Source organism: Neolewinella xylanilytica (assembly GCF_002934605.1).
GTDB lineage: Bacteria > Bacteroidota > Bacteroidia > Chitinophagales > Saprospiraceae > Neolewinella > Neolewinella xylanilytica.
On the sequence record NZ_PTJC01000005.1, the window covers coordinates 2,253,406 to 2,266,987 of the forward strand.

13 protein-coding genes are annotated in these 13,582 nt (G+C 60.0%); 6 read left to right on the forward strand and 7 right to left on the reverse strand.

Features of this window, described 5'->3' with window-relative positions:
- Positions 1-1,497, reverse strand: a complete 1,497-nt coding sequence (locus tag CLV84_RS08735; protein ID WP_104419332.1) for a DUF5691 domain-containing protein — start codon at positions 1,495-1,497, stop codon at positions 1-3.
- 83 nt (positions 1,498-1,580) lie between these two features.
- Here CLV84_RS08735 and CLV84_RS08740 point away from each other — a divergent pair, with 83 nt between their 5' ends.
- Entirely contained in the window at positions 1,581-2,024 is a 444-nt protein-coding gene (locus CLV84_RS08740) for a hypothetical protein (protein ID WP_104419333.1), read from the forward strand.
- A gap of 3 nt (positions 2,025-2,027) precedes the next feature.
- On the opposite strand, the gene CLV84_RS08745 is transcribed toward CLV84_RS08740, so the two are convergent.
- The 6 genes from CLV84_RS08745 to CLV84_RS08770 all read right to left on the reverse strand — a co-directional run bounded on the left by CLV84_RS08745 (position 2,028) and on the right by CLV84_RS08770 (position 7,575).
- Positions 2,028-2,609: a hypothetical protein gene (locus tag CLV84_RS08745; protein ID WP_104419334.1), complete on the reverse strand. Its 582-nt coding sequence runs from the start codon at positions 2,607-2,609 to the stop codon at positions 2,028-2,030.
- Positions 2,610-2,715: 106 nt separating this feature from the next.
- Positions 2,716-3,435: a peptide-methionine (S)-S-oxide reductase MsrA gene (msrA, locus tag CLV84_RS08750; protein ID WP_104419335.1), complete on the reverse strand. Its 720-nt coding sequence runs from the start codon at positions 3,433-3,435 to the stop codon at positions 2,716-2,718.
- Positions 3,436-3,611: 176 nt separating this feature from the next.
- Positions 3,612-5,150, reverse strand: coding sequence for a 2,3-bisphosphoglycerate-independent phosphoglycerate mutase (gene gpmI / locus CLV84_RS08755; RefSeq protein WP_104419336.1), 1,539 nt, complete (start codon positions 5,148-5,150; stop codon positions 3,612-3,614).
- Positions 5,151-5,277: 127 nt separating this feature from the next.
- A complete protein-coding gene (locus tag CLV84_RS08760; RefSeq protein ID WP_170067627.1) occupies positions 5,278-6,039 on the reverse strand; it encodes a DUF92 domain-containing protein in 762 nt (253 codons plus the stop codon).
- 62 nt (positions 6,040-6,101) lie between these two features.
- Positions 6,102-6,797 (reverse strand): hypothetical protein, encoded by a 696-nt coding sequence (locus CLV84_RS08765; protein ID WP_104419338.1) that lies wholly within the window; start codon positions 6,795-6,797, stop codon positions 6,102-6,104.
- Positions 6,798-6,945: 148 nt separating this feature from the next.
- Positions 6,946-7,575: a 50S ribosomal protein L25 gene (locus CLV84_RS08770; protein ID WP_104419339.1), complete on the reverse strand. Its 630-nt coding sequence runs from the start codon at positions 7,573-7,575 to the stop codon at positions 6,946-6,948.
- A 186-nt stretch (positions 7,576-7,761) separates the two neighbouring features.
- Here CLV84_RS08770 and CLV84_RS08775 point away from each other — a divergent pair, with 186 nt between their 5' ends.
- The 5 genes from CLV84_RS08775 to CLV84_RS08795 all read left to right on the forward strand — a co-directional run bounded on the left by CLV84_RS08775 (position 7,762) and on the right by CLV84_RS08795 (position 13,576).
- Positions 7,762-8,115: a c-type cytochrome gene (locus CLV84_RS08775; RefSeq protein WP_170067628.1), complete on the forward strand. Its 354-nt coding sequence runs from the start codon at positions 7,762-7,764 to the stop codon at positions 8,113-8,115.
- A gap of 17 nt (positions 8,116-8,132) precedes the next feature.
- Entirely contained in the window at positions 8,133-9,245 is a 1,113-nt protein-coding gene (locus tag CLV84_RS08780) for an anhydro-N-acetylmuramic acid kinase (RefSeq protein WP_104419341.1), read from the forward strand.
- Positions 9,235-10,275 carry an NAD-dependent epimerase/dehydratase family protein gene (locus CLV84_RS08785; RefSeq protein WP_170067629.1) on the forward strand — a complete coding sequence of 347 codons (1,041 nt, stop codon included), beginning with the start codon at positions 9,235-9,237 and terminating at the stop codon, positions 10,273-10,275. Before CLV84_RS08780 ends, CLV84_RS08785 begins: the two co-directional genes overlap by 11 nt.
- Positions 10,276-10,301: 26 nt before the next feature.
- Complete coding sequence (locus tag CLV84_RS08790) at positions 10,302-11,087, forward strand: UDP-2,3-diacylglucosamine diphosphatase (protein ID WP_104419343.1); 786 nt, start codon at positions 10,302-10,304, stop codon at positions 11,085-11,087.
- Positions 11,088-11,203: 116 nt separating this feature from the next.
- Positions 11,204-13,576: an alpha-ketoacid dehydrogenase subunit alpha/beta gene (locus CLV84_RS08795; RefSeq protein WP_245911426.1), complete on the forward strand. Its 2,373-nt coding sequence runs from the start codon at positions 11,204-11,206 to the stop codon at positions 13,574-13,576.
- Positions 13,577-13,582 lie beyond the last annotated feature (6 nt).

Genomic DNA, 13,582 nt, shown 5'->3' on the forward strand with positions numbered 1-13,582 from the left:
TTACGCCTGGCGCAACTGGCTGCGGAAGGAAGTAACCTGCAGCATCCGGGTAGCCAGGTTGCCGAAGGCATCGTAGCGTTCCGTGGTCGTATGCAGTTGTTGCCGCAACCAGGGAAAGATGCCTGGGTCGAGCAGGGGCACGGCCTGTTTCCAGTGTAGAGCAAGGTCCCGCTGGGTCGCGTAGTCGAGTTGGCGCTGGTGCAGGTCCTCCAGCAGCCGGTTGACCATGGCTTTACTCAGCCGCTCGGACCAGTTTACGGTACGCTGCAGGGCCAGGTAACGCGAATAGCCCCGCAAACGTAGCGCATCCTTTTCCTCGGTCAGCACCTCGTCGAAAAGGCCGTCGAAAGTAGTCTTGTTAATTGACCGCACGAGCTGACTAGCCAGTTCCAGGTCGAACCCCTTCGGTTCTTCCCGCAGCAGGAAGCGGACCAGGCGTAGGGAGAACGCCCTGTCGGAAAATGCCAGGATCGCTCGTGCCGCAGATCGTAGTTCGAGCGGTGGCAGCTTAAGCCAGAAGCGTTCGAGCGGCCCCTCGACGATGTCCACCCAACTTTCCGGCGGCATGATTTCCAACAGCCGCTGCCCCAGGCTTTCCGGCGCTTTCGTCCCCCCGTAGCTCTCCAGCAAGTCCCGGACTTCCCCGCCGGGTGGGGTAGCCGCGATGGTGCCGTCTGCCGCGGTTACGTTCCGGGCGATCGCCGTGAAATCCCGTACGGCTTCCGGCTCCCTTGCGAGCAGCAGGAGTTCCGACAGTAGGCGACGCACCCCCTTTCTTTTAGGGCCCAGCCGTTCTCGCAGCCACCGCCCGTCATCCTCGGTGACGGTACCACGCATTCCTTCCAGCAGTACCTCCTGGTTGCGGGGGCTCTGGTCTTCCCAAATATTCTGTAACGCCATGCGGGCCGTGGCGGGATCGGCGCTGCGCCACTGGCTGAGTACGCGTGCCTGCTCCGCGGGTTGGTCGGCGGACTTCCAGGCTGCCCCGAAGGAATAGTCGGGGGTAAGCACCGCCCAGTCCGGATGTTGGCGGGCCAGCCAGCGGGCCCGTTGGCCGCCGGCTTCCAGATAGCGTAGGGCTCGCTCGCGGTCCGCTTCCAATAGGGCGACGGCGCGCGGGAGCAACAGCGGCAAAAGCGGGGAAGGAACGTACGTACCCCGTTCCAATACCAGGTCGACGCCCTCGTCCAGCAATTCGGCGTACGTACCCTCCAGAATCAGCTGCAGCCCCCGGGCCAGACGGGGCTCCGGCGCGGTCCGGTCCTCCGGGGGGGCTTCACCGGATAGCGCGGTGTCTACCGGCAGCGTAAGGGGTTGCATCCGCCGCATGCGCTCGGTGAGCCCCAGGGCTGCTAGCAGTTGCTCGGCATTGTCTGCGGTGGGATCGATCGCGCCCAGTTCGTCCAGCCATTCGAATACGCGGCTATCGGTCGGTAGGCGTACGCTACCGAGCGTGATGGATTTGAACAGTTCGGAATAGGGCGGAGCGGAGGCCATCGGCCGTAAGGTAAGGGCACCGACCGGCAACCGTCAACGATTATTCAAAGGATTGGTTAACTTTCGGAATCGAGCCCCGACCTATGAAGCCCCTTCTTTTCGCGCTGTTCCTTCCCCTCTTTGTTAGCGCCCAGACCGATCTCGACGGACTCTGGGAAGGAAACATGACCGTAGGCGGAATCTATTCCAACGAGGCATTGCCCATGCAATTATACCTGTCTACCGACGGGCGATTTATCAAGGGCCGCAGCTACGTCACGCTACCCGACGGAGAAATACTGCGCATGGATCTCAAGGGGGAGCTGTACGGCGACCGTTCCATCGGCATGGTCGAGATCGCTTTCGTCGGCGATAGCGATAATGACGTAATGCCTGAATTCAACCGACAGTATCAGATCACCTTCAAGCCCGACCTCTGGGAGAGCGAATTGCGCGGATTCTGGCAGGAAGTAACCCCGGAAACCTTTAAAGGAACCCGGCGGCGTGGGCGCATGGTGCTGAAAAAAGCCAAGACCCCGCGGGCGTAAGATTTAGTACACCCGTTTCCGTTCCGTCTGCAGCAATCCCTCGATCGCTTCGTGCACGCGGCGTGCCTTCTGCGGTCGCCAGGTCAGGTGGTTGAGAATTGGCCCGTAGTGCAGGTAATGGTCCAGTCCGGCGGAGTTCATCTCGTCCATCACGTGGTCCAGTACGTTGATCATCGCTACCCAGCCCCCGCTGTCGGTGACTTCGTGGTACCATTCCTCGTAGTAATCGTCGGCGTCGGCGTGAAAATTGAGTACGCCTTCCATGATCATGATAAACTGATTGACCCCCTCGCCAACCAGCCGGTCGATTACCTCCCGCTTCAGGTGCATGCTGTCGTTGTGCAGGGCATCGTTCCATTCGCCGATCAGCTCGATGATGGCATACCGGTCTTCGTAATCGACAAACAGAATTTTGAGGTACAGGGTCTCGGAGCCGAACTCATCCCACTGCGGATGGAGCAGGTAGTTGTAGACCTTATTACTGTAGCTGAACTCACTATAGCGACGCCCGTAAAACGGAGAGGCGGAATCGTCTTCTGCGCGATAACGGTCGCGCCACTGGAAGTGGGGCTCTATGTCGTGCATGGGATCATGTTTTTTGGGGAGAATGTAGCAGTACGCTGCGCGCATGGTAAAGGTTTACACTCTATACCATCCTGCCGCGAACGGAGTGAGCGCTACCGGAAAGCCCCTACTGCTGATACTCCGGCTTAAGTATTTCGCTGAACTCCTTCATCACCTTTTCGACCTTCGGACGGCTGACGTTCTGTACGTAGCTCTGGTTCGGGTTGGAGGGGTCTTCGTAGTAATCCTGGTGGTAGGCCTCGGCTACGTAAAAGGTGCCCGGATCCTCGATGGTGGTGGCGATTTCCTCGTCGAACTTACCGCTGGCGTTCAGCTGCTCGATCTTGGCTTCGGCCTGCTGCCGCTGCTCGTCGTTAATGGGGAAAATGGAGCTGCGGTACTGCTTGCCGACGTCCGGGCCCTGGCGGTTCACCTGGGTGGGGTCATGCGCAACGAAGAAGATGTCGAGTAGCTTATCGTAGTCGATGACCTCCGGGTCGTAGTAGACAACGATAGCTTCGGCGTAGTCGGTCCGTCCGTAGCTGACTTCCTCGTAGGTAGGGTTATCGCTGCGGCCACCGGCGTAACCGCTCCATACGTCCTCTACGCCTTGGATCCGGTCGAAGGATGCCTCGGTGCACCAGAAACATCCACCGGCAAAGTAGGCTTTCTTGGCATCGGGATACTTGGCGTCGAGTTCTTCAATGCTCATCCCGCCGGCGAGCCCGGCCTGGCTGGCGGTTTCGGCGGCGGCGGTCGTTTCCGAAGTGGTTGTATTAGCGGGACGCTGGCTATCGCAGGAGGTCATGCTCACCAGAAAGGTCAGCAGTAGGAAAAGATTTTTCATAGCGTAATTTTCTACCTTCCTAACAAGGACGACGGGGGATTGGTTATCGAGCTTTTGCCGTGGGGCCGTCACCCGGTCGCTAGTGGTCGCGCGAATCCTCGCGCGACCACTACTCGTCCGACGACCCTTCACCCCGGCGACCGCCCCGTGCTGAACCTCCGGTTAACCCGGAGCGATCAACGGAGCAAGCTCACGCCCGTCATTTCCTTGGGCTGGGCCACGCCAAGCAGGGCGAGCAGGGTAGGGGCGACGTCGCCCAGTTTGCCGTCGGAACGCAGGGCGATCTCCGTGCGCGCGGGGCCGGCGTAGATAACCGGTACCGGATTGGTCGTGTGGGCGGTGTTTGCGCTTCCGTCCTCGTTGAACATCACGTCGCAATTCCCGTGGTCGGCAATGATCAGGGCATGGTAGCCGTGCTCGGCGGCCGTGGATAGGAGCTGCCCTAGGCACTCGTCTACCGTCTCGGCGGCCCGGATCGCGGCTTTCCAGATTCCCGTATGCCCCACCATGTCCGTATTGGCGTAATTGAGGCAAATAAAATCCGGTTCGTTGTCGCGAATGTCCTTAATGATCGCGGCGGTAATTCCGTAGGCGCTCATTTCCGGTTTCTCGTCGTAGGTTTCTACGTCGCGGGGACTGTCGATCAGGATCCGCCGCTCGCCCGGGAAGGCCGCCTCCTGACCGCCACTGAAGAAGAAGGTGACGTGGGCGTACTTTTCGGTTTCGGCGATCCGCACCTGCGTTTTGCCGGCCACGCTTACGACTTCCCCCATCGTTTTCGACAGATCGGTAGCGTCGAAGAGTACTTTCACTCCCTTAAATTTTTCGTCGTACTGCGTCATGGTGACGTAGTGAAGTCCTTTGACGGGGTCCATGTGGTGCTCCGGAAAGGACTCTTGCGTTAGCGCACGCGTGATCTGCCGCGGGCGGTCCGTCCGAAAGTTGAAGCAGATGACCACGTCTCCCTCCCGGATGGTAGCGATCGGCTTGCCTTTTTCGGTGACGTGGATGATGGGTTTGAGAAACTCATCGGTAGTGCCGGAATCGTAGTGCTCCTGTACGGTCTTTAGGATGTCGTGGGATTTCTCGCCCGCTCCCTTAACCAGGGCATCGTAGGCTTCGGCGATCCGTTCCCACCGGGTATCGCGGTCCATGGCGTAGAAGCGACCGGTCACAGTAGCCAGTTGCGTCGGCTGGTTTTCGATATGATCCAGCAGCGTTTTCAAAAACCCCTTACCGCTGGTCGGCGCCACGTCCCGCCCGTCGGTGAAGGCGTGGATGTAGATTTTATCATTCCCCGCCGCGGTGGCAATGTCGGTGAGCCGCAGCAAGTGGTTGATGTGACTGTGTACGCCCCCGTCACTTACCAGGCCCATCAGGTGCACCGCCTTGCCGTTCTCCCGGGCGTAGCGCAGCTCTTCCTGAAGTGCTTCCATCCGCTGGAGCTCGCCTTCGCGCACCGCTTTGTTAATGCGGGCAAAGCTCTGGTACACTACGCGTCCGGCACCGATGTTCAAGTGGCCGACTTCCGAGTTTCCCATTTGCCCCTCCGGCAGCCCGACTTCTTCCCCGTAAGTTACCAGGGTAGCGTGGGGGTTGTTGGCCCAGATACGGTCGAAGTTCGGCGTGTTGGCCTGTGCCAGGGCGTCCGCTTCGGGACGCTGGCCGAGGCCCCAGCCGTCGAGAATTACCAGGATGGTTTTTGAGGGGGTCATGCAGTTATAATTTGCCGTAAAGGTAAAAGACAAGGGCGCCGGAGCGCGGGTGCAAAGAAAACCCGTAAACCGCAAACCGGGTAAGCTTACCAGTAAGCAATCGCGAAAGCGTCCGAACAGCCTGATCCTAAAGCCTCGGTGCCACGAGCAAGGCGACGGCCACCGTCAGCCCGATGGAGGCAAGGTTGACCAGATCGTTACTCATCCATCCCAATCCGCTGACCAACGTATTCGATTCGCCGCGCTTATCGGTAAGGGCCCCACTCTTGTCGCGGTAGCGTGCCTGCAACAAAGCTCCGAGCAAAGAATCGACAAGCATGCCTACGGTCCCCAATCCGGCCACGAAACCGCAATGGGTCCACCCGTAGTCGTCAGGCAGGGCGAACCCCAATTGGGCAATGAAGGTCGCCCCACCGATCCCCGCCAAAGATCCCGCCAGACTAACCCCGCCGCTCAGGCCGCTCGGTACCCGCTTACCACGCACGATGTCGTACGTCGGCTGCCGGAAGTAGCGCCCGATCTCGCTCGCCCAGGTATCCGAAGCCGCTATGGCCAGGCTAAGCAAGAGGATGGACGGTGGGCTGCCAAACAACGCTAACAGACCAAACAACCCGCCGTTGCAGAGCACTTGGACCGCGTCCCGCGGTAGTTTGTCCTTCGGGTCGCCGGACTCGAGTTCCACCGGTAGCAAGCGCCCGATCAGGCTGCTGCTCAGGAAGAAACCGAAGAGGGGGAGCAACCATACGTACCCCCGGCTACCTACGACAACGGATGCCAACACGACGGCGGCCACCGCTCCCGATATCGACAGGCTACGCTGCCTTACCGTCACTCCGGCAAAGGAAATACAGAGGACGATCCAAATGGCTACCTCGTATACGTGTTCCAAGCGATCCATTTTGTTCCGTCAAAGTACGGCGCCGGGCGGCGCTGCCGGACCGGTGCCGGCGATTACGCCCCCGCGGCATCGCTGATGCGTTTCTGCTCCATGTTACTGTCATATATACAGTAGGCATCGTATTTCGCCCGGTCGCTTTCGGCCCACACGTCCTTACCGATATCGCAAACTTTGATAAGTTCGTCGTAGATCAGGTTACCCAATTCGATCCGGGATTCCACGCTGATATCACGATCGGCAATCTTGTCCTGTTGAATGTTCATCGCCAGCTCGAAGGCTTGGCAGGCCTTGGCGACCCGTTCCAGGTGGTTTTCGTTCAGGCCCGTATCGGAGAGGAAATTCCACTGCGCCCGCGCTACCCGGATCACCCGCCGGCCGCAGAAGAGCAGCTGGGCATCGGTCATGTCGCCCATCTTGGCGGTCCCGAATTTCCGGTAGCGGCCCGTGCGGTTGCTGAAGGCCATGCGTACCCGGGTCATGACCGAGCGAATGGCGTGCTTGAGCTTCTCGGCTGTCTCGTATTTCTTGTCGGTAACGACCATCTGATCGCCGAGGAGCTCGTCGTCGTGGGGCATTTCCACGAAGCGCTGGCAGCGGTCGTAGAACCCCTTGAGCCGGTGACCGTCGTATTCGTAGCCGGATTTAAAGGATTCCAGGTCTCTTTTGGCCAGCCGGATACTATCCATGGCCATCTGGTAGAGGTCGGCGTCCGGGAAATTATACTTCCGGTTTACTTTCTGCTTTTTCATCGGGTTTGGTATCAGTCCGTAATCCCAACAAAAATAGGCTTTTACGGCGCACAAAACAAATTGTGGTCAAAGCGGGCCGTTTATCACCAACAAAAAGGGCAGGCATCCGTCGGATACCTGCCCTTTTTCAAGCGGTAAGGGGGGAAGACTAAGCTTCGGCCGCGGGTTCCTTGGCACCCTTCTTGGCGTCCTTTTCGGCGGCTTTCTTTTCTGCCGTGGCGGCGGAGCGCAGGGCACGGGGTACCTCAACGGTAGCGACGGGCTGCCCGCCAGGGTTTTGAATCTCTACGCCTTCCATTGGGGCGATATCGCGTACGCGGATGCTTTGTCCCAGTTCGAGTTCACTGATGTCAAGCGTCACGTGGTCGACAAGGTGCTCGGGCGTCGTTTTGATTTTGATGCGGCGAACGCTGACCTGCAGCTTTCCGCCACCCCGAACGCCGGGGCTGGTGCCGGTAAAAGTTACGGGAACCTGTACCTTGATGGAGCGACCTTCTTCCAGGGCGAGAAAGTCGATGTGGCGCAGCTCGTCGGTAACGGGGTGGAACTGATAATCCTTTACGATTACCCGGTACGATTCACCGCCGACGTTCAGGTCGGCCAGCTTAAATTCCGGGGTGTAAATCAGGCTGCGCAGGTCCAATGCCTTGACGGTGAAGTGGACGGGGTCGCCAATGCCGTATACAACGGCCGGCACCAAACCATGGCGGCGCACATCTTTCGATGCTCTCTTTCCTAGATTGTCACGGACTTCGCCGCTTACTTGTACAACTTCCATACGATAATTCTTTCGCGCTGTTTCGCTTAGGGCCCGCAAAGATACGAAGTTATTGCCGCCCGTGGTAGGTTATGCGGTAAAAAGTTTAATTGAATCAAGAACTACCAACAATCTATCCACATCGGGTATTGTTATTTCCGCTTGCCTTACCTTGGCCCGCAATTTAACCTTAAGATGACCAAACGTATGAAAAGGCTTTTCCCCCTCCTGCTTTTTGCTTTCATCATCCTGGCCTGTGGCGGAGGAGAAGAAACGGCCTCCGAAGCGCCGGCCGAAAGCCCGGCAGTTGCCGCCGCCCCGGATATCGATACCGATCGAATCTGGAAAGTACGCTGTATCGCCTGTCACGGTTTGAATGGAGACATGGGCACCAACGGAGCCGCCAACCTGCAGGTCGCGACCAGCGATCTGGACTACCGGATCAACATCATCACCAACGGTAGCGAGAACGGTGTCATGACCGCTTTCAAGGACATCCTCACCCCCGAGGAAATCGAAGCCATGGCCCGGCACACCATGCAGTTTAACGAAGACTTGTAACCAAGCCCCCTCATCGTATGCCCTACTCCAGGCACACCGTCCTTGGAATCATGTCGGGCAGCTCCCTCGACGGTATCGACCTGGCCGTCTGCACCTTCGCGCTGGACCCCGCCGCGGCGGATACCATTGGCGAGTGGACGGTCGACGCAGCCAATACGGTACCGTATCCGGATGAATGGCGCGAACGCCTTGCGGCTTCTACGTTGCTCGCCGCCGAACCGCTTTACCGGTTGGATGCCGAATTAGGCCGGTGGGTCGGTAACGAGGCCGCCTCCTTCGTCGGCCGGTTGGTCGGACCCGCTCCCGTCTTGGCGGGGTACCACGGCCACACCGTCTTTCACGAACCGGCGGCCGGATATACCCTGCAGTTGGGGGAAGGAGCAGCCCTTTCCCGTGCCCTAGGCCTACCCGTCGTCACCGACTTGAGGTCGGCCGATATTGCCGCCGGGGGACAGGGTGCACCGCTGGCCCCGGTAGCCGACCACCACCTGTTCCGCCAGTACGACGGTTTTCTGAACCTGGGCGGGATCGTCAATTTCAGCATCCGCCGTCCCGACCGGACGTTTTTAGCCGGTGACCTTTCCGGTTGTTGCCAAATCATGGATCGACTGGCGCGGCTACGGGGGCAGGCCTATGATCGGGATGGCCGGCTGGCCCGCTCCGGAAACCCGGTAACCGACCTACGCCGGTCGATCGCCGCGCTCCCGTTTCACCAACAGCCATACCCTAAATCCCTGAGCAACCAGTGGGTAGTGAACGAGCTGTGGCCGGTCATCCGGGATCATCCGGCTACAGTCGAGGACAAGCTGCGCACCTTCGTGGATTTTATAGTAGAGACCATTTACGATGCCCTTTACCCGCACCGCCCGGCCGGAGCGGCTGCATCTCCGCTACCCGTCCTGGTCACCGGCGGTGGGGCACACAATCGTTTCTTACTGGAATCTTTGCAAGCCTTCCACCGGGAGGATCAGGCGTTCGATTTTCAGGCACCCGACGGTATTGTCGATTTTAAGGAAGCTGCCCTGGTCGCCCTCTGCGCGCTACTGCGTTACCACGGACTACCGAATAGTCTGGCTTCCGCCACCGGGGCGGTCAGCGACACCGTCAATGGCGCTCTGTATGCCGGATGATCTCTTACTAACGGGGGCTACCGGATTCGTAGGCTACTACCTGTCCCACGCGCTCGCCGCCCGCGGCAGGCCGTTCCGGGCCCTGGTCAGAGACACCTCCGACTTGCGCCATCTGGCGACCCTCGGCAAATGGTGTACGCCGGTCCAGGGCGATCTCACCGATCCGGATAGCCTCTACGATGCGCTACAGGGGGTGGAAACGGTTATCCACGCGGCGGCCCTGGTATCCCTGGAAGACCGGCGGGAAGACGAACTACTGGAAGTCAACGGTACCGGTACGGCTAACCTCGTGAACATGATGCTGCAGGCTTCGACGCGTCGGCTGGTGTACCTGGGATCGGTAGCGGCCCTCGATCGGCTGGACGGGGGGCCAACGACCACTGTATCCGATCGCTGGCCCGCCGAACGGCCCGATACGGCCTACGCCCGCTCCAAATTCGCGGCCGAAAGAGAAGTCTGGCGGGGGCAGGCGGAGGGACTTTCCGTGGGAGCCGTTTACCCCACTACGATACTCGGGGCGGGTGACTGGACCGGTACCAACACCCCTTCACTGTGGCATTACGTCGGCGAGGGTGGAAAATTCTACCCCATGGGTTCCACTGGCTTCGTCGACGTGCGCGACGTGGTCCGGGCGGTATTCGCAGTGGTCGAACGCGATCAGGACCGGGATCGCTTTCTGCTCAACGCCGGTAACCTGACCTGGAAAACCTTTTTCGAACAGGTTGGGCGGAGTATCGGCCTTCCCCCGCCGGCCTTCGGGTTGAACCGGTGGCAGTCCGCCATGCTCTGGCCGGTCGCCGGCATTTGGGGGGGGATAAATAATGCGGCCCCCCGGATTACCCGCGCCAGTCACCGCACCGCCCAGGCTAAGTATCGCTACGACGGGGATCCGTACGTCGCCGCGACCGGCAATTCATACATACCGTTGAAGGTGACGATCGAGGAGATCGGGAAAGCCTTTCGGATGAGCCGGAGCATGGGTAACGGACTGCCCGCCACCTTCCTACCGGTGCTGACGGTGGGAGAGTAGCCCGGCACTTTCTATCTTGCCGCTTCATGCCCACGTTTTTCGCTTCCGACTTCCACTTCGGCGTTGACGCCCGCACCACCAGCCGCCAACGGGAAGAAGCGGTCGTGCGCTGGCTCGATCACTGCCTGGCCGAAGGAGCGGATGCCATCTATCTGGTCGGCGATCTTTTCGAGTTCTGGTTCGAGTGGCGCTATGCCGTGCCCCGCGGGTACGTCCGCTTTCTGGGGAAATTGGCTGAAGTCGCTGATGCCGGTGTACCGCTCCACGTCTTTACCGGCAACCACGATCTGTGGATGAAGGATTATCTCCACCAGGAAGTCGGGGCAACCATCCACCACGCTCCGGTGCGGACCACCATCGACGGTTGCAAGGTATTCGTGGGCCACGGCGACGGGCTAGGCCCCGGTGATTACGGGTACAAGCGACTGAAGAAAGTGATGACCGCACCCTGGGCGAAGTGGTTGTACGCCCGGCTGCACCCGAACGCCGCCATCGGACTGGCCAATTACTTCAGCGGTAAAAGTCGGGATTCCCAGCCCTCCGACGAAGCCTTTCGGGGTCCGGAGAATGAATGGCTCGTGGCCTATAGTGAGCAAAAGCTGGCACGGGATGCCGAATTGGACTACCTGATTTTCGGCCACCGCCACCTGCCGATCGACTATACACTAAGCAACGGACGGACCCGGTATCTAAACCTGGGAGAGTGGTTGAACTACCAGACGTACGTCCGGCTGGATGCCGGTGAGGCAAGCCTTCTCCACTGGACGGGCTTCGCACCCGCGCCCCGGCGCCCGTCCCCACGAGTAAACTGAAAATTGGAAAATTCCGTTACCTTCGCAGGAGTCGTGGCAGCTGTGCCGCGGCCAATTTTGACATGTGACCCTGACCAAATCGGCGGCTAACCACCGCTCCCTTAAACCTAATTGTTTTGTCCGTAAAAGATCCCGAGCTGAGCACCGTGGATTTCCGGAGATTACCGGAATCAGACTTTAAGCGCGCGCTAAAGGACTATTACATTTGCCGCGTAAGCAGAGAGTTGAGCAACCTTATTCGTAAGGATGTGCTGAGCGGCAGGGCGAAATTCGGAGTGAGCGACGACGGTAAGGAGCTTTATCAGGTAGCCATGGCCCGCGCCATTCGCAAGGGAGACTGGCGGGCCGATTACTACCGGGGGCATACGCTGCTCCTGGCCTTGGACATGACCACCCCGGCCGAGCTGCTGGCCCAGTTGTACAGCGACGACAAACACGATCCCTTCAGTACCGGCCGACAGATGGGCGGTCACTACGCCAACCGGACCGTCGACGACGATGGCAACTGGCTGGATAACACCCAAACCTTTAATCTCAGCAGTGCCACTTCCCCCACCGCAGGTCAGATGGCCCGCGGTTTCGGTCTGGCATTCGCCTCCAAACTGTACCGTCAAGACGACGGCCTTCCCGCCGATCTCCACTCCGACGGGGGCAATGAGATCGCGTGGACCGAAATTGGCGATGCATCCACCAGTGAGGGGGTATTTTGGGAAACCATGAACGCCGCCGGCGTTACGCGCGTACCCATGATCTGTACGGTGGTAGACGACGGTTACGGCATCTCCGTGCCGGTGGAGTTACAGACCACCAAGGGCAGCATCAGCGAAGCGCTGGCCGGGCTGCAAGACGACGGCTCCGGCAGCGGGATTGACATCCACCAGGTTAAAGGATGGGACTACCCCGCCCTCATCGACCTGTACCCGAAGGTGGCCCGCCAAGTTCGGGAGGAGCACCGTGCCGCCCTGGTCCACGTCCAGGAACTGACCCAACCCAACGGTCACAGTACGAGCGGTAGCCACGAGCGCTACAAATCAAAGGAGCGCCTGGAGTGGGAGAAGACCTGGGACTGCCTGGCCCAGTTCCGCCACTACCTGATCGCTACCGGCGTAGCCGAATCAGCCGACCTCGACGAAATCGAAAAGCGCGCCAAGAAGGAGGTGGTCGCCGCCCGCAAGGAAGCCTGGGAAAAACTGAATGCACCCCGGAAGGCCCGCAAGCAAACCCTTCTTGGTTTGTTGCCAACGAACGGACACAGTTCGCCCGCCCTCGACAAGTTTGCCCGGGAACTGGGCCGGATGACCCATCCGCTGCTTTCCGAACTGGTCGATGCCGTTCGGCGCCTTCGGTTTGAGGCCGGCAAGGATGCCGTTCCCCGCGAACTCAGGGCCTGGCTGCGGGATGCGCAAATTGAGTTGCGCACCGGCAAGGCCCGGAATCTGCTAAGCAACACGCCCCTCTCACCGCTCCGCGTCGGTGGGGTGCCCGCTACCTACGTCAAGGAGGCAAAACCCCTGCCGGGCTACGAAATTCTGCAGCACTACTTCGCCGCCAAATTCGAGGAACGGCCGGAGCTTTTCGCCTTCGGGGAGGATGTAGGCAACATCGGCGATGTCAACCAGGGCTTCGCCGGCCTACAGGCGAAGTTCGGGGAAGAACGGATCTTCGATACCGGTATCCGCGAGTGGACCATCGTGGGTCAAGCCATGGGGATGGCCATGCGGGGGCTGCGGCCGATCGCCGAGATCCAGTACCTCGATTACATCTTCTACGCCCTGCCCATTCTAACCGACGACGTGGCCACGCTGCGCTGGCGAACCAACGGGATGCAGGCCTGCCCCCTGATCATCCGCACCCGGGGGCATCGGCTGGAAGGTATCTGGCACAGTGGATCGTACCTCTCCCCCTTGCTCGGAAGCTTGCGGGGTATGCACGTTTGCGTACCGCGCAACATGGTACAGGCCACCGGAATGTACAATACGCTACTAGACGGCGACGACCCGGCCCTGGTGATCGAAGTGCTAAATGGCTACCGCCTGCGCGAACCGGAGCCCAGCAATTTGCTCGAATTCCGCGTACCGCTCGGGGTGCCGGAATGCCTGCGTACGGGAACGGACCTGACCATCGTCACCTACGGGGCCTGCGTGCGGGTATGCCTGGAGGCCGCCGAGCTGCTGGCCGGACAGGGCGTCGACGTGGAGGTGATCGACGTGCAAACCCTGCTGCCCTTCGACCTGGAGCACCGCATTGCCAACCACCTTTCCCATACCAACCGCCTGCTCATCGTGGATGAGGACCTCCCCGGTGCCACTTCCGCCTACATCGAGCGGAAGATCGTAGAGGAGCAAAAAGGGTTTGAGTTGCTGGATGCACCCGTTCGCACGGTAACGGCCGCGGTGCACCGTCCGGCCTACGCTGACGACGGGGACTACGCCAGTAAACCCCAGGTAATGGACGTGGTCGAAGCCGCTACCGAATTGGTGCTGTATTAACGGTAC